General features: G+C 53.3%; 16 protein-coding genes, 1 tRNA gene and 2 rRNA genes. 4 read left to right on the forward strand and 15 right to left on the reverse strand.

Going from position 1 to position 16974, the window contains the following annotated elements; genetic code table 11:
• The 3 genes from rrf (PZBJ_RS13070) to rrf (PZBJ_RS13080) form a co-directional block, all read left to right on the forward strand.
• Positions 1–114, forward strand: a 5S ribosomal RNA gene (rrf, locus tag PZBJ_RS13070); the annotation flags it as partial.
• Positions 115–129: 15 nt separating this feature from the next.
• Positions 130–205, forward strand: a tRNA-Thr gene (locus PZBJ_RS13075).
• Positions 206–241: 36 nt separating this feature from the next.
• Positions 242–357: ribosomal RNA gene (gene rrf / locus PZBJ_RS13080) — 5S ribosomal RNA — on the forward strand.
• Between the two features lie 156 nt (positions 358–513).
• Here the strand turns inward: rrf (PZBJ_RS13080) and PZBJ_RS13085 are convergent.
• The 15 genes from PZBJ_RS13085 to msrP form a co-directional block, all read right to left on the reverse strand.
• Complete coding sequence (locus PZBJ_RS13085; protein ID WP_061720213.1) at positions 514–1275, reverse strand: amino acid ABC transporter ATP-binding protein; 762 nt, start codon at positions 1273–1275, stop codon at positions 514–516.
• An 8-nt stretch (positions 1276–1283) separates the two neighbouring features.
• Positions 1284–2384 (reverse strand): amino acid ABC transporter permease, encoded by a 1101-nt coding sequence (locus PZBJ_RS13090; protein WP_061720212.1) that lies wholly within the window; start codon positions 2382–2384, stop codon positions 1284–1286.
• A 15-nt stretch (positions 2385–2399) separates the two neighbouring features.
• Positions 2400–3578 (reverse strand): amino acid ABC transporter permease, encoded by a 1179-nt coding sequence (locus PZBJ_RS13095; protein ID WP_101762827.1) that lies wholly within the window; start codon positions 3576–3578, stop codon positions 2400–2402.
• Positions 3579–3644: 66 nt separating this feature from the next.
• Complete coding sequence (locus tag PZBJ_RS13100) at positions 3645–4670, reverse strand: amino acid ABC transporter substrate-binding protein (protein WP_101762828.1); 1026 nt, start codon at positions 4668–4670, stop codon at positions 3645–3647.
• Positions 4671–5212: 542 nt separating this feature from the next.
• Positions 5213–5509 (reverse strand): DNA-binding transcriptional regulator Fis, encoded by a 297-nt coding sequence (fis, locus tag PZBJ_RS13105; protein WP_007891954.1) that lies wholly within the window; start codon positions 5507–5509, stop codon positions 5213–5215.
• Between the two features lie 24 nt (positions 5510–5533).
• A complete protein-coding gene (gene dusB, locus PZBJ_RS13110) occupies positions 5534–6499 on the reverse strand; it encodes a tRNA dihydrouridine synthase DusB (RefSeq protein ID WP_101762829.1) in 966 nt (321 codons plus the stop codon).
• Between the two features lie 364 nt (positions 6500–6863).
• On the reverse strand, positions 6864–7553 hold the full coding sequence (locus tag PZBJ_RS13115) for a carbonic anhydrase (protein WP_101762830.1): 690 nt from the start codon (positions 7551–7553) through the stop codon (positions 6864–6866).
• Positions 7554–7794: 241 nt separating this feature from the next.
• Entirely contained in the window at positions 7795–8676 is an 882-nt protein-coding gene (gene prmA / locus PZBJ_RS13120) for a 50S ribosomal protein L11 methyltransferase (protein ID WP_101762831.1), read from the reverse strand.
• Between the two features lie 11 nt (positions 8677–8687).
• Entirely contained in the window at positions 8688–10133 is a 1446-nt protein-coding gene (gene panF, locus PZBJ_RS13125) for a sodium/pantothenate symporter (protein WP_101762832.1), read from the reverse strand.
• Positions 10123–10365, reverse strand: coding sequence for a YhdT family protein (locus PZBJ_RS13130; protein ID WP_101762833.1), 243 nt, complete (start codon positions 10363–10365; stop codon positions 10123–10125). Before PZBJ_RS13130 ends, panF begins: the two co-directional genes overlap by 11 nt.
• A 72-nt stretch (positions 10366–10437) precedes the next feature.
• Positions 10438–11787 carry an acetyl-CoA carboxylase biotin carboxylase subunit gene (gene accC, locus PZBJ_RS13135; RefSeq protein ID WP_008101999.1) on the reverse strand — a complete coding sequence of 450 codons (1350 nt, stop codon included), beginning with the start codon at positions 11785–11787 and terminating at the stop codon, positions 10438–10440.
• Positions 11788–11798: 11 nt separating this feature from the next.
• Positions 11799–12269, reverse strand: coding sequence for an acetyl-CoA carboxylase biotin carboxyl carrier protein (gene accB, locus PZBJ_RS13140; protein ID WP_101762834.1), 471 nt, complete (start codon positions 12267–12269; stop codon positions 11799–11801).
• 21 nt (positions 12270–12290) lie between these two features.
• Positions 12291–12743 (reverse strand): type II 3-dehydroquinate dehydratase, encoded by a 453-nt coding sequence (gene aroQ, locus PZBJ_RS13145; RefSeq protein WP_101762835.1) that lies wholly within the window; start codon positions 12741–12743, stop codon positions 12291–12293.
• A gap of 232 nt (positions 12744–12975) precedes the next feature.
• On the reverse strand, positions 12976–13578 hold the full coding sequence (gene msrQ / locus PZBJ_RS13150; protein ID WP_101762836.1) for a protein-methionine-sulfoxide reductase heme-binding subunit MsrQ: 603 nt from the start codon (positions 13576–13578) through the stop codon (positions 12976–12978).
• On the reverse strand, positions 13579–14583 hold the full coding sequence (msrP, locus tag PZBJ_RS13155) for a protein-methionine-sulfoxide reductase catalytic subunit MsrP (protein ID WP_101762837.1): 1005 nt from the start codon (positions 14581–14583) through the stop codon (positions 13579–13581).
• Positions 14584–14907: 324 nt separating this feature from the next.
• On the opposite strand from msrP, the gene csrD reads away from it, so the two are divergent.
• The gene (csrD, locus tag PZBJ_RS13160) at positions 14908–16854 is read left to right on the forward strand and encodes an RNase E specificity factor CsrD (RefSeq protein WP_101762838.1); all 1947 of its coding nucleotides are present in this window, start codon (positions 14908–14910) and stop codon (positions 16852–16854) included.
• Positions 16855–16974 lie beyond the last annotated feature (120 nt).

The raw sequence follows: 16974 nt of genomic DNA on the forward strand, positions 1-16974 counted from the left end.
TGGCGGCTTTAGCGCGGTGGTCCCACCTGACCCCATGCCGAACTCAGAAGTGAAACGCCGTAGCGCCGATGGTAGTGTGGGGCCTCCCCATGCGAGAGTAGGGAACTGCCAGGCATCAAATTAAAGTGTGCTGATATGGCTCAGTTGGTAGAGCGCACCCTTGGTAAGGGTGAGGTCCCCAGTTCGACTCTGGGTATCAGCACCAGTTTTAAAGCGTGAGTTCGGTAAATTACAGAATTTGCCTGGCGGCTTTAGCGCGGTGGTCCCACCTGACCCCATGCCGAACTCAGAAGTGAAACGCCGTAGCGCCGATGGTAGTGTGGGGTCTCCCCATGCGAGAGTAGGGAACTGCCAGGCATCAAACACAAAAGCCCTGAACGAAAGTTCAGGGCTTTTTTGTATGCATCAGAAACCTTCAGCTGTCACTCACAAACCTAACCCAATTCAAATTGCAGTTATAAAAAAAGCCCCTGCTTTTCAGCAGAGGTGTTTCTTAATCTAACTCACTGGATATCAATGAATAACCTGTGACAGAAACGCACGTGTACGTTCTGATTTCGGATTGGCAAAGAACTCCTGAGGCGGGGCTTCTTCGACAATTTCACCCCGATCCATGAAGATCACACGATCCGCCACCGTACGCGCAAATCCCATCTCATGGGTAACGCACAACATGGTCATGCCATCTTCTGCCAGGCCAATCATCGTATCGAGTACTTCTTTAACCATCTCGGGATCGAGCGCGGAGGTTGGCTCATCAAACAGCATAATTTTCGGCTTCATACAGAGTGAACGGGCGATCGCCACACGCTGTTGCTGACCACCTGAAAGCTGGCCAGGAAATTTATGCGCATGCTCAGCAATGCGTACACGCTGAAGGTAATGCATGGCCAGCTCTTCTGCTTCTTTCTTCGGCATTTTGCGTACCCAAATCGGTGCCAGCGTACAGTTTTGCAAAACGGTAAGATGCGGGAAAAGATTAAAGTGCTGGAAAACCATGCCGACTTCGGTTCGAACTCGTTCAATATTACGCACATCGTGATTGAGATGGATGCCATCCACCACAATGCGTCCTTGCTGATGTTCTTCGAGGTGATTGATACAACGAATAGTGGTCGATTTACCCGAACCGGACGGTCCGCACAGTACGATACGTTCGCGTGGTTTTACTTTTAAATTGATGTCTTTCAATACATGGAACTGACCGTACCATTTGTTAACGTTTTCGAGTGTAATCATCATGGCATCAGCCGCATTAGTCATAGTTTGTGTCATGTTAAACCTCAGTGCGATGCACGCCCGGTGTGAAAACGCTTCTCCAGATACTGGCTATAGCGCGACATGCTAAAACAGAAAATCCAGTAAACCATGGCAGCAAATACATAGCCTTCCGTCGACATACCCAACCAGGTTGGATCAACGGTGGCTTGCTGCACGCTACTGAAGAGATCGAATAAGCCGATGATGATCACCAGGCTGGTATCTTTAAACAGCGCAATGATGGTATTCACCAGGCCGGGAATGGTCATCTTGAGCGCCTGCGGTAAAATCACCAGCATCTGGGTTTTCCAGTAGCCCAGCGACAGAGATTCAGCGGCTTCATATTGGCCTTTTGGTAGCGCCTGCAAACCGCCGCGCACCACTTCCGCGACATACGCAGACTGGAACAAAATCACGCCAACCAACGCACGCACCAGTTTGTCGATGGTGGTACCTTCCGCCATAAATAGTGGCAGCATCACCGACGACATAAACAGTACGGTGATCAGCGGTACACCACGCCAGAACTCAATGAAGATGATCGAAAGTGTACGCACCACCGGCATTTCAGAGCGGCGTCCCAGCGCCAGTAAAATCCCCAACGGCAGCGCGCCGGCAATCCCCACTGAAGCGATAATCAGCGTTAATGTCAGGCCGCCCCACTGGCGAGTCTCTACGCGCTCTAAACCGAAATAACCACCGTACATCAGGAACCAAACCACAATCGGATAGACCACCGCCCAACAAGCGATGTAGCGACCGCGACGCGGCATTGATTTGATGAACATCGGAATAATCGAGAGCAAGCCGATGACCAGCGACAGGTTGATGCGCCAGCGCAGTTCATGCGGATAGAGCCCATACATAAACTGGCCAAAGCGTGCATGGATAAACACCCAACATGCGCCTTCTTTGGTACAGTCTGCGCGCGTCTCACCAATCCAGTTAGCCTGAAATACCAGCCAGTTCAGTGCCGGAGGAATCACGTTCCAGATAAGCCAGATGCTGAACAACGTCAGCAATGTATTCAGCCAGCTGGAGAACAGATTTTTGCGTGCCCAGAGCCAAGCCTTGCTAAGTGGATTGGTCGGAATCGGCGGTGTTTCATGTGTAGTAACAGACATAATGATCCCGTTCTCTTAACGCTCAACCAGCGCAATTTTGCGATTGTAGAGGTTCATCAGCAGTGAAATGATCAGGCTGATAATCAGGTAAACCGCCATGGTAATCGCGATGGTTTCTATCGCCTGACCGGTTTGGTTCAGCACGGTACCGGCAAACAGCGAAACCATATCTGGATAGCCGATAGCGGCCGCCAGCGATGAGTTTTTCACGATGTTGAGGTACTGGCTGGTGAGTGGCGGGATAATCACACGCATTGCCTGCGGAATGATCACCTGTCGCATGGTCACTGGATTAGGTAAACCGAGCGAACGTGCGGCTTCGCTTTGACCATGTGGCACCGACTGAATACCGGAACGAATCACTTCGGCGATGAACGACGAGGTATAAACCGACAGCGCGAGAGTCAACGCGGCGAGCTCAGGGATCATCACGAAACCGCCGCGGAAGTTAAATCCACGCAGTTCCGGCACATCCCAATGCATGGCAACGCCAAACAAGGTATGAGCAATCAGCGGCAGCAGAATCAGCAACCCAACCGCAGCCGGCCAGGTGCGACGCAGTTGGCCGGTTTTTAACTGATGCTTACGGTTGTAGCGGAACAGCGCCACGCAACCCAGCACCGCTAACGCCAGCGCGATCAGGAATGGCCATGTGCCAGGTGCGTACTCGGGCCACGGAATATACAAACCGCGATTGCTGACGAATGCCAAATCAAAAGCGTTGAGTGCCTGACGTGGGCCGGGCAGGTTACGCAGTACCGCGAAGTACCAGAAAAAGATCTGCAGCAGCGGCGGGATATTACGGAAGGTCTCGATATAAATGGTTGAAAGCTTGCGCAGCAGCCAGTTCTCAGACAAGCGAGCCAGGCCCACGGCAAAGCCAAGGATCGAAGCGAAAACAATACAGAGCGCGGAAACCAGCAGGGTGTTGGTCAACCCCACCATAAACACGCGCGCGTAGGTGTCGCCTTCGGTGTAATCGATCAGGTGCTGGACGATGCCGAAGCCGGCACTGCGATCCAGAAACCCGAATCCGGAAGTGATGCCACGATTGGCCAGATTGATTACGGTGTTGTGGATTAAATATCCCACCACAGCAAGCACGGCAACAATCGCGACGATCTGGTAAAGCCAGGCGCGAACCGTAGGATTACCGAACGAAAAATCCCTTTTTACGGTTGGGCGTTGCGACATGTTAAAACCTCAGTGAAGATTACGCGTGGGCACCGCAGGATGCGGTGCCCGACTGGCAGAATGGAATTAACGAACTGGCGGAGCGTACTGGATGCCGCCCGCATTCCACAGCGCATTCTGGCCGCGCTTAATTTTCAGTGCGCTGTCTTTACCGACGTTACGGTCGAACACTTCCTGATAGTTACCCACTTGTTTGATGATGTTGTAAGCCCACTTGTTATCGAGCTTCAGGTCTTTACCGAAGTCACCTTCCGCGCCCAGCAGATGTGCCATATCCGGCGTAGTCGGTTTCGCTACCATGTCATCGACATTTTTAGAGCTGATACCCATCTCTTCCGCGTTCAGCATGGCATACAGCGACCATTTGACGATGGTGAACCAATCGTCATCACCGCGACGTACCACGGGCCCCAGCGGCTCTTTCGAGATCACTTCTGGCAGTACAATGAACTCGTCTGGCTTGCCAAGTTTGATACGCAGCGCATACAGCTGAGATTGGTCAGACGCGAGGGTGTCGCAACGGCCGCTGTCGAGCGCTTTAGCGGATTCGTCAGAGCGGTCGAAGGTCACTGGGGTGTACTGCATTTTATGGGTTTTGAAGTAGTCAGCCACGTTCAGCTCGGTATCAGTACCGGCCTGGATACACACGGTGGCGCCATCCAACTCTTTAGCACTTTTCAGACCGGCTTTCTGGTGCGTCAGGAAGCCGATACCGTCGTAATAGTTCACGCCTGCAAACAGGAAGCCCATGCCGCCATCGCGTGATGAGGTCCATGTGGTGTTACGAGATAAGATGTCTACTTCGCCAGACTGCAGCGCGGTGAAGCGTTCTTTTGCGGTCAGCGGGGTGTATTTCACTTTAGTTGCGTCGCCAAATACTGCGGCAGCGGCTGCACGGCATACATCCACGTCAATACCGGTGAATTTGCCGTTAGAGTCAGCATAAGAGAAGCCTGGCAGGCCGTCACTGATGCCGCACTGTATAAAACCTTTCTTCTTAATGGCATCCAGCGTGGTGCCAGCGTGCGCTTGTTGAGCAACAGCTAACAGCGAGGCTGCAGCGACCAGAGTGGAAAGCATCATCTTTTTCATAAAGCATCCTGTGTGGCGATATCGTGTGTTGTTATGTTTGCGCGCACTTTAATGTGCGCTGTTTTCTGTCTGTGGTGGTTAGCCATCCACAACTCTGCAAACCTGATGCCAGGTTTGCAGAATCCTGAATTCTCTGGAAAGATCTTTTAATAAACTGAAGCACTCAGAAGATTCTGGCTAATATGGCGCACCAAAAGGCAGCATGACGAGACGACACGATCACAAATAGTGCAAAAAGTTTCACTATATGGAAGCAGTGTGAGCTAACGCTCAGGAGTGGATGTATGAGTTTGCACGCTTACGGCCGAAGCGGTTGAGGATCACAGAGAAAGCGGGCTGAAGGGTGATGAAAGGATAAGTGAGCGCGTAATAAAGTGAGGGGAAATGCGTTGCTAAGAGGGATAGGATATCACTGCTGCAATTGCAACTATCGTTACCATTATCGCGCCAATTGTTTCATGCGTTTTTAACCTCAGGAAATTACCGGCAGCAGAAACAAAAACGCCAGCCGCAAGGCTGGCGTTATCGCAGCAACGAACAGATTAGTTCATGCCGTATTTTTTCAGCTTCTTACGCAGGGTACCGCGGTTGATACCCATCATCAGAGCTGCACGGGTCTGGTTGCCACGGGTGTACTGCATCACCATGTCCAACAGAGGCTGCTCGACTTCTGCCAATACCAGCTCATACAGATCACTCACATCCTGACCGTTCAGTTGAGCAAAATAGTTCTTCAGTGACTGTTTAACCGAATCACGCAGTGGCTTTTGGGTCACCTGATCCTGAGAGTTAACGGTAGAAACGGTGAGTACGTCAGAATTTACGCGTTGTTCGAACATAGTTCTTTCAGCTCTTTATTTCGTTTACGCAAGATTTTCGAAGTATGCCTCCAACGCCTCCAGCTGTTCGCTGGCATCCTCTATGGCGTTGAATGTGCGCCGAAACTGGTCATCAGGAGCACTTTCCTGCAAATACCAGGAAACGTGTTTTCGGGCAATACGGTATCCTTTGCGCTGACCGTAAAAGTCGTGCAGCTCCCGTATATGTCCAATCAGCATTTGCTTCACTTCAGCCAGCGGCTTCGGTGCCAGCAGCTCCCCTGTGTCCAGATAATGCTGGATTTCCCGGAAGATCCACGGTCTTCCCTGAGCGGCACGGCCAACCATAAGAGCATCGGCTCCGGTATAGTCGAGCACCGCTCTGGCTTTATGCGGGTCAGTAATGTCGCCATTCGCAATAATCGGAATGGAAACGCTCTGCTTAACTGTCCGAATGCTGTCGTATTCAGCAAATCCCTCAAACAAACAGGCGCGCGTGCGGCCATGAATGGTGAGAGCCTGAATGCCACAGCGTTCAGCCAATTGGGCAATCTCTACACAATTACGATTTTCTTTGTCCCAGCCGGTACGAATTTTCAGCGTAACCGGTACATCCACTGCATTAACCACCGCGGTGAGAATCGACTCCACCAGTTGCGGATGTTGCAGCAGCGCTGAACCTGCCATCTTACGATTCACTTTTTTGGCCGGGCAGCCCATGTTGATATCGATAATCTGCGCGCCAGACGCCACATTAATGCGCGCGGCAGCAGCCATCTCATCAGGATCGCAACCAGCAATTTGCACGGCGCGGATACCAGGCTCGTCACTATGCACCATGCGCAAACGGGATTTGTCACTGGCCCAAACTTCCGGGTTCGACGACAGCATCTCGGAGACAGTCATTCCGGCGCCGTTCTCGTAACACAGGGTGCGAAATGGCTTATCGGATACTCCGGCCATAGGCGCAGCAATGAGTCGATTACGTAGCTGATGTTGTCCAATGCGCATGAAAAAAGAAGTGACCCTAACTGTTCGCAAGGCGGCGTATATTACGCATTTTTTAGAGAAGATGAAAGGCCAAACTTTGAACAATTCGCTCTCACAGAGCACGGAAATAGCGTTATCCAGTAAGGGATAAGTTATTAATCTTTATAATTCATGAGATTAAAAAAATATGGTGAAATTGTGTACAAAAATTTTTCTCAAAACATGACCGAAATCACAACATAAAAACCGCTTCTTCCGGTAATTAGCGAAAGAAATGACGCCATTATGATTATTAATTGAACTACTTAGTCACGTAGGGTTAGCGTCACTCCCCAAAAACCTACGTCGTGGAGGAGTGACAGATATAACCTCAGACATCAGGCAACTATTCAATAACCACGCGACCATTCAGCGGCTGTACTGGGCGACTGTTGCCGTGCTCACCTAACAGTTTGGCGAACGTTTTAAGCTGTTCAGTTGATGCCGAAACAGTTTGCTTCATCACTAACCAGCGCACACCTTCGGTACAAGGTGGCGTCGTCAACGAACCGCTAAAGCGATAGTAGTTCTTTTGACCCGGAATCAAAGCGCTGAGATTGAGTGGCTGTTGCAGCGCCGCCTCTTTGTTAACTTCAGGTGGCAGTTCACGCAGGATCTCCGCCAGCGCAGGGTTTTCCGCCCCGGCTTCAAACATCACGCCAACCACCGCCAGATGTCCCTCTTCGCTGGCATGGACGAAATGCGCGGCCAGCGGAAAGCGTTTGCCATCAATCAGATTTTCGCTCGGCGTATGGAAGTGGAACTGACGCAGCGTATAAGCTTCGCCATCCAGCGCCAGCGCATCGCCATCTTTGACGTTGATCTGGATGGTGTGACCGTTATTGATGATGGATTTTTGTTTGGCTTGATAGCTCAACGTTAGCGGCGGCAATTGTCCATTCACCACCTTGCGGATATCGACAGGCGACTGGTTCACACCGCTTTTACAGGTGTGATAATCGGCGTGCAGATTGCCCCATTCATCCGGCGCTTCATAAGACCAGTTTGAGCTGTGAGCGTGCGCATACGATGCCATGCTTGTCAGCAGAGCGAATAAACAAAGTTTCTTTTTCATCATCCATTACTTTCAGCGATTTATCGAAGTGAAATGCCATCAAAGGCATTGCCAGCAGGGATAGCGCTATCGCCTGGAGCAGGATTGTAATGACTGAAATGTAAAGAAACGGCAACGGATGAGAAGGGCTGGCGCTTTGAGACGGGTCTCAGAAAAATAGTACGGCTTGCCAGTCAGTTAGCCCGACTGGCAAGCGGGCAGGTTAGCGGCGTACGCCGGTGATGCGGCACCACTCTTCTTTCTCTGCAACCGCGTCGAGCTCAAAACGCTCAGCGTAGGCTTCACACACGCTTTCAGCCTGGCTCGCTAACACGCCGGACAATCCAAGATGACCGCTGGCTTTCGGCAGCACGCTAATCAGCGGTGCCAGCTCACGCAGCGGACCCGCGAGGATGTTGGCGACCACCACGTCAGCCTGCAAGTTTTCCGGCTGCTGGTGGGGCAGATAGAGCGCCAGACGCTCAGAGACGCCATTACGCTCGGCGTTATCATGGCTGGCCTGAATCGCCTGCGGATCGATATCAATGCCGATCGCCTGCGCCGCGCCCAATTTCAGTGCAGCGATAGCGAGAATGCCGGAGCCACAGCCAAAGTCGATCACCGTTTTGCCCTGCAGATCCAGGCCATCAAGCCAGGTCAAACACATCGATGTGGTAGGATGCGTGCCGGTACCAAAGGCGAGGCCCGGATCCAGCATCACATTGACGGCATTTGGATCCGGCACATCGCGCCAGCTTGGGCAGATCCACAGACGCTCACCGAAACGCATCGGGTGGAAGTTATCCATCCATTCGCGCTCCCAGTCCTTGTCTTCGATCTGCTCGATCTTATGGCGAAACGCGGATCCCAGCAGCGGATGCTGGCTTAACTCGGCCACCACATCGCTCATCTCGGTTTCAGCGTCGAACAGGCCGATGACATCGGTATCGCCCCACAGCAGCGTTTCGCCCGGCAGCGGCTCGTACACTGGATTGTCGTGCGTGTCCTGGAAAGTGACCGACACCGCGCCAACCTCCATCAGCGCATCGCTCAGGGTTTCGGCGTTTTCGCCGGTGCTGTTAATTTTGATTTGAATCCAAGGCATAGCGTTTCTCTTTATTCCAGTGCCGCGGCATGCGTTGCAGGCGTGCGGCCAAACAGATTGCCCACCAGGAAGGCCAGCAGGCTTAAGGTCAATGACGGAACGATGGGGTGGAAGCCCCACCACTCAATATTCAGGCTGGCAAGCAGCGTATAGCATCCCGCGCCGACCAGCATGCCGCTGATCGCACCGGTGGAGTTGGCGCGCTCCCAGTACAAACCCAGCACCAGCGGCCATAGAAATACCGCTTCAAGGCCACCAAATGCCAGCAGATTCAGCCAGATAATCATATCGGGCGGATTCCACGCTGCCAGCAATAGCAGCACACCGAGCACAAAAGTGATGGTGCCTGACAGCATGCGCAGGCGCGCTTCATTTTCACTGTGCTGCGGGGCAATGCGCAAATAGAGATCTTTGATCAGCGTAGCGGAGGATTGCAGCAGCTGCGCGTTGATGGTCGACATAATGGCCGCCATCGGCGCCGCAAGAAATACGCCCGCCGCCATGGGCGGTAATACGGTAATCATCAGCGTAGGAATCACTCGATCGGGAATGGTGAGATCGGGCAAAATTACGCGCCCCAGCGCGCCGGCCAGATGCATACCAAGCATCAGGATCACCACTACAATGGTGCCGAGTACAATGCCACGATGCATGGCTTTGCTGTCTTTATACGAAATACAGCGCACCGCGGTGTGGGGCAGACCAATCACCCCGAAACACACCAGCACGGCAAACGAGCTGAGGAAGGTTGGGTTGATGACATTGCCCACGCCTTCTGGTGAGGTCAGCTGCGGATCGATATCATGCAGTTTGGTCACTGCGGAGGCTAATCCGCCAGCGTGGTGAATCACTGCGAATAGCAGCAGGAAGGTGCCGATCAGCATTACCAAACCTTGCATCGCATCGTTCAGCACGCTGGCGCGGAAGCCACCGAAAGCGGTGTAGAGCGCGATGGTGCCGCCGAAGATCAGCAGGCCGGTGTCATAAGGAATGCCGGCCGCTGTTTCCAGCAGGCGCGCACCGCCGATGAACTGCACGGTCATTGCGCCGATAAACGCCACCAACAAACTAATGCTGGAGAGCCAAATCAGCAGCGTGCTGCCGTAGCGGCCATACAACATGTCGTTGAGCGTCACGGCGTTGTAGCGACGCGCCAGAATGGCGAATTTCTTGCCTAACACGCCAAGCGAAAGCCAGACGGCAGGCACCTGAATCATCGCCAGCAGCACCCAGCCAAGGCCATATTTATAGGCTGCGCCGGGGCCGCCAATGAACGAGCTGGCGCTGATATATGTGGTGGTGATGGTCATGGCCAGCACAAAACCGCCCATCGAACGGCTGCCGAGGAAGTATTCGCTCAGGAAGTTGCCCTGACGCTGCTTGCGCATGGCAAACACCGACAGCGCGGCGATCAGCACCAGATAGGCCAGCAGCGGAAGAATGATTTCAGAGTCCATCGTTATCCTCCAGCGACATGTCGCGGAACAGCACTCGCACCATCAGCCAGCACAACACAATAAACAGCAGCGGAGCGAACAGACACGAAAGCTCGAACCACCTTGGTAAGCCAAACAAGCCGATCTCATTGCCGCCCAGCCAGGCAGAAAGTCCCCAAACGGCAAGGTAGGCCAGCGTCAGATAAAGTGACCAGCGCGCCTCTTTGTTTGCTTGTAAAAAACGCCAATCCATTATGTAACCTCAAAGGCGACAAAAATGAAAAAGGCCGGAGTTAACCGGCCTCTGCTTTGCTCTGCGCTGCAATTACTTCTCTTGCAGGCCGAGTTTTTTCTCCAGGTAGTGGATGTTGGTGCCACCCTGCTGGAAGTTTTCGTCGGACATGATTTTCATCTGCAGCTCAATGTTGGTCTTGATGCCGTCGATGATCAGTTCCGCCAGCGCATTCTTCATGCGCGAGATTGCCACGTCACGGTTTTCACCGTAGGTAATCAGCTTACCAATCATGGAATCGTAGTACGGTGGCACGCTGTAACCGGCATAGATATGCGATTCCCAACGTACACCAAAGCCGCCCGGCGCGTGGAAACGGGTGATCTTGCCTGGGCTTGGCAGGAAGGTGTTGGGATCTTCGGCGTTGATACGGCATTCAACCGCATGACCGCGAATCACCACGTCTTCCTGTTTGATCGACAGCGGCTGACCAGCAGCAATACGCAGCTGCTCTTTGATCAGATCGACGCCGGTGATCATCTCAGTCACCGGATGCTCCACCTGAATACGGGTGTTCATCTCGATGAAGTAGAACTCACCGTTTTCGTACAGGAACTCGAAGGTACCTGCACCGCGATAGCCGATATCGATACAGGCTTTAGAGCAGCGCTCACCGATGTAGCGACGCAGTTCCGGCGTGATGCCTGGCGCTGGCGCTTCTTCGACGACTTTCTGGTGACGACGCTGCATTGAGCAGTCACGTTCCGCCAGATAGATAGCGTTACCCTGGCCGTCGGCCAGCACCTGAATTTCGATGTGGCGTGGATTTTCGAGGTACTTCTCCATGTAAACCATGTCGTTGTTGAAAGCCGCTTTGGCTTCCGCTTTTGTCATGTTGATGGATTGCTCAAGATCCTTGTCGCTGCGCACTACGCGCATACCGCGACCGCCGCCGCCGCCGGAGGCTTTGATGATCACCGGATAACCGATGCGCTTAGCGAAGGCACGGTTTTTTTCCATGTCGTCGGTCAGCGAGCCATCAGAACCTGGCACTGTTGGTACGCCTGCTTTCTTCATGGCGGTGATGGCAGACACTTTGTCGCCCATCAGGCGAATGGTGTCGGCTTTTGGGCCAATGAAGATAAAGCCTGAACGCTCAACCTGCTCGGCGAAATCGGCGTTCTCAGAGAGGAAGCCGTAACCCGGGTGGATCGCGACCGCGCCGGTAATTTCAGCGGCGGAGATCAGTGCCGGGATGTTCAGGTAGCTTTTGACTGAAGGTGGCGGGCCGATGCAGACGGTTTCGTCTGCCAGCAGCACGTGCTTCAGGTCACGGTCCGCGGTGGAGTGCACGGCAACAGTCTTAATGCCCAGCTCTTTGCAGGCACGCAGAATGCGCAGCGCGATCTCACCACGGTTAGCAATGACAATTTTATCCAGCATGCTTCGCCTCGTTATTCGATGATGACCAGCGGCTCGTCAAATTCAACCGGTTGGCCGCTTTCGACCAGAATCGCCTTCACAACGCCGGATTTGTCGGCTTCGATCTGGTTCATCATTTTCATCGCTTCAACGATGCACAGGGTGTCGCCGGCATTCACTTTCTGGCCAACTTCAACGAAAGCTTTCGCGTCTGGGCTTGGCGTGCGATAGAAAGTGCCGACCATTGGTGAACGCACGATGTGGCCACTGATTTCTGGTTTAGCGGCTTCTGCTGCAACCGGTGCGGCAGGCGCCACCGCGGTAGACAGCGCAGGCTGCTGCTGCATCATTGGCGCAGCATAAGCCTGCTGCATCATTGGGTAGCCGGCATTTGCAGGTGAACGGCTGATACGAACGGACTCTTCGCCCTCGGAGATTTCCAGCTCGGAGATGCCAGACTCTTCAACCAGTTCGATCAGTTTCTTAATTTTACGAATATCCATGAGTGTGGTTCCGTACTCTGTTTAATTGGAATGTGACAGGCGTTTTACTGCCGTTTGTAAAGCCCACGCGTATCCATCAGCGCCAAGTCCACAGATGACGCCGGCAGATACATCGGAAAGATAGGAGTGATGTCGGAACGGTTCGCGTGCATGCACGTTCGAGAGATGCACCTCAATAAAAGGAATGCTAACCGCCAACAGGGCATCACGCAGTGCAACGCTGGTATGCGTGAACGCAGCAGGATTGATGATGATGTAATCCACGTTGCCGCGGGCTTCGTGAATACGGTCAATCAACTGAAACTCTGCGTTCGATTGCAAATGACTCAATTTCACATGGTGCTGATCGGCCTGTTGCGTCAGATCGCCGACGATTTGCGCCAGCGTAGTGTGACCATACTTATCAGGCTCGCGGGTTCCCAATAGATTCAGGTTGGGACCGTTCAAAAGCAGTATGTGAAATTTGTGCGCCATCTTGCTGCTATCTCCTGCAATCAGTAAGGCATCGCGTAAAATACCGCGACATCTCGCGTTTGTCACCCTTGCGGATGAAAAACCAGACTTCGCTTGCAATAAAGCCGGGCATTATATCCGTTTCGTCGACATTCGCAGCAAAATACTGGTCTTATCTGCGAAGTTGATCGAATGCGGCCCGAAGGCCACACTTTTTAACAGATCTCGCGGGAGGAACACAACCGTGCGGGGATTATCTGGGGAGAAGTTTACGCAACTTATTGTAACGCCACGCTAACAGCGCAATGGCCAGCACGGCGTAGATCACCGGCTGCGGGGAGAGCACTTTCACTGACCAGATATAGTGTATCGGCACGAGGATCGCGACCAGATAGACGCCGTTATGCAGCGTTTGCCAGCGACGACCCAGTTTGCGCTGCATGCGCTGGAATGAGGTGATGGCGAGGGCGAAGAGAATAATCCAGCTGATCATCCCCAGTAACAAATAAGGACGCGAAACCAGCTCGCTGCCGAGTAAACGCAGATGATCGTAGCCAAGTTCCAGCAGGTAGTAGCTGGTAAGGTGCAAACTGGCCCAGGCGAAACACCACACGCCGAGCAGGCGGCGAGTGCGAATCAGCAGCGGCTGTTTCAGGTAGCGTGTCAGCGGGCTGACCAGCAGCGTGGCGAGCAGCAACTTAAGCGCCATTCTGCCGGTAAAGTGCTGGATATCTTTCGCCGGATCAGCGCTCAGCCAGCCCTGACTCGCTGCCATAAACAGATACACAAACGGCAGAAAAGCCGCCAGATGCAGCACGACTTTTAACGCGGTGATGTGACGTAAAGAGAGGCGCACTCAATAGTTCTCCCGTAAATCCAGGCCGCGATACAGCGACGCCACCTCTTTCGCGTAGCCGTTGAACAGCAGCGTAGGTTGGCGATCAACCTTCAGAATGCCGCCCGCGCCGATAAACCGCTCGGTTGCCTGCGACCAGCGCGGATGATTTACATGCGGGTTCACATTGGCGTAGAAACCATACTCATTGGCGGCGATCTGGCTCCAGGTCGTTGGCGGGCGATCGTGCGTCAGCGTAATCTTCACAATCGATTTAATCCCTTTGAAGCCATATTTCCACGGCACCGTCAGGCGAATCGGTGCGCCATTCTGCGGCGGCAGCGCTTTGCCATACACGCCGGTACTCAGCAGCGTCAGCGGATGCATCGCTTCATCAAGCCGCAAGCCTTCCACATAGGGATAATCCAGCCCGCCGCCGATAAAGCGATCTTTCTGACCCGGCATTTGGTCGGGTGCGTATAGCGTTTCAAACGCCACAAAGCGCGCATTGCTGGTGGGTTCAGCCAGTTTGAGCAGCTTGTTGAGTTCAAAACCGACCCACGGAATCACCATCGACCAGGCTTCGACACAGCGCATGCGGTAGATGCGCTGCTCCATGGCAAAACGCTTGAAGATGTCATCCATATCCAGCGTGATCGGTTTGGCAACTTCGCCTTCGATACGCAGCTTCCATGGATCGGTTTTCAGCGTGCCAGCGTTGGCAGCAGGATCGGCTTTATCAAGGCCAAATTCATAGAAGTTGTTATAACCTGACACCTTATCAAACGGCGTGAGCGGCAAATCGGCTTGCCATTCAGCCGGTTTAGTAAAATCTAAATCACGGCCAGCGGGCGCGGGCGGACGATCATTGCCTTTAAACCAGCTCAGCACATCGGCTTGCGCGGTGCCGGGTAAACTGGCTGCTGCTGCGCCTAATCCCAACGCTTTCAGCACCTGACGGCGGCGCATATTAAAGACGCTTTCTGGCGTGACGTCGGCTTCTGTGAGCAAGTGCTTCAGGTTCATGACGTTCTCCTGTGAATAGTAAATTATGACCAGCATGCTCAACTTCAGTGTCAGGCGCGAACTTGCGGGGAAAAATGTGAAATTTCCTGGCGCATCGCCCTCTTTGAGAATAGGACGAAAAAGCCCATAGCAAAGTCAGGCCATCACGGTTTAACGCTATACTCGCGCCGTAGCGCTTATCATGCTGTGTTATGTGCGATTTTGATGCCAGTCTGGCGCTGAATCACACCTTGATTTGTGCTATTTTGCTCAGGTTTGCGCCAGGGGTAAGCGTGGCGCCGACGGATTAACACCGTTCATAACCGCAGTGATGCAGGCACAGGGATGCGATTAACAACTAAATTTTCTGCGTTTATTACCTTATTAAGTTTACTGGCGATGATATTGATGCTGGTGGGCTGCGCTTTTAGTTTTATCTGGCTATCGCAGCAGCGCGTAGAAACGCGGATGCAAACGCTGGCGACTGAAGTGGATAAAGCACTGGCTTCACAATCGCCGCAGGAAATCACGCAGTGGCTGACGCGCATGATGCCGGTGGTCAATGCCGAACAGATGCAACTGCTGAACGGCGATACGTTAGTGTTCAGTTTAGCCCGCCATGAAAATCCGATGTTAGAAGATGAGCCTAATCGCTTTGTGCAGTTCGATTTGCCCCTGACGCATTCGCCGGGCCTCGAACTGCGCGTGGTGGTGCTGGATCCGGCCAAAACGCTGTTTCGCTCCTTTACCGGCACTTATACGCTGGTGGTCCTGTTTACGGTCGTCGCTATCATGTGCGTGCTGCTGGTCATGACCAACCGTTGGCTCAAGCGGCGCTGGCAGGATATGGAACAGTTAGAAGCGCGCGCCGATCGCATTCTGACCGGTGAACGTCATTCGCAGGGTGACCATGCGGCGGAATGGCCGCCGAAAGCCAGTCGCGCCATCGATGCGCTGCTGGGCGATTTGCAGGAAGCGGGCGAGCAGCGTTTACGCATCGATACTTTAATTCGCACCTTTGCGGCGCAAGATCCGCGTACCGGCCTGAACAATCGTTTGTTCTTTGATAACCAATTGGCGACGTTGCTGGAAGATCAGGAAGATGTCGGCACGCACGGCGTGGTGATGATGGTGCGTCTGCCGGACCTCGATATGCTGCACGAAACCCTCGGCCCAACGCTGGTGGAAGAGTATCTGTTTGATTTGATTAATATGCTGTCGACCTTTGTGCTGCGCTATCCGGGCGCGCTGCTGGCGCGATATTTCCGCAGTGACTTCGCCGTCTTGCTGCCGCATCGCACTTTAAAAGAAGCCAACAGCATTGCCGATCAACTGATTAATGCCGTCGATTCACTGCCGCCGATGCGCATGGTCGATCGTGATGATTTGATCCACATCGGCATCAGCGCGTGGCGCAGCGGTCAGAGCGTGTCGCAGGTGATGGAAAATGTGGAGATGGCTACGCGGCGTGCGGCATTGCAGGGCGGTAATAGCTGGTCGGTTGGCGAAGGCAATACGCTGGATATGGGGCGCGGCAGTGTGCGCTGGCGGACCTTGCTGGAGAACACGCTCAATCGTGGTGGTCCGCGACTTTACCAAAAGCCGGCGGTGTTGCTGGATGGAAAAGTCCATCATCGTGAATTACTGACGCGTGTGTTTGATGGCGACAAAGAAGTGGTGTCGGCTGAGTTTATGCCGCTGGTATTGCAGCTGGGTATGACTGACAGCTGGGATCGTCAACTGGTGACGCGCATCGCGGCGCTTTCGGAAGTGTGGCCGGATGAAACTCTGGCACTTCCCGTGAATATTGATTCGCTGTTGCAGCGGCCTTTTCAGCGCTGGCTGCAAAAACTGCTGCTACAGTGCAGCAAATCGCAAAGAAAACGTTTTTTATTTGAACTTGCTGAGGCCGACGTTTGTCAACACATCAGCCGTTTAGTGCCGGTTTTTCACATGTTAACCGCATTTGGCTGTCGCATTGCGGTGGATCAGGCTGGTTTGACGGTGGTGAGCAGCGCTTATATCAAACAATTCCCGATAGAAGTGATTAAACTTGCGCCGGGTTTGGTACGCAATATTGAACGACGCACCGAGAACCAGCTGTTTGTGCAGAGCTTGCTGGAAGTGTGTAAGTCATCGCCAACTCAAGTTTTCGCCGCGGGTGTGCGAACACGCGCGGAGTGGCAAACGCTGTCGGGATTAGGTGTTTCGGGCGGGCAGGGCGATTTCTTTGCGCCTTCGTTGCCGGTCAACAGTAATGTAAAGAAACACTCGCAACGTTATCGAATTTAGACCTTCAGCGCGCGAAGTGCAGGCTGATGGCTGTTTTTATCGCTTATTAGTGCCGGAGCGCGCGATGCTGGCGGCTGGAAATGTTAGATTTTATGTCGAAATTCGCCGGCTAGCGCCGGG

This window comes from Pantoea endophytica (genome assembly GCF_002858935.1).
In the GTDB taxonomy this organism is placed as follows: Bacteria; Pseudomonadota; Gammaproteobacteria; order Enterobacterales; family Enterobacteriaceae; genus Pantoea; species Pantoea leporis.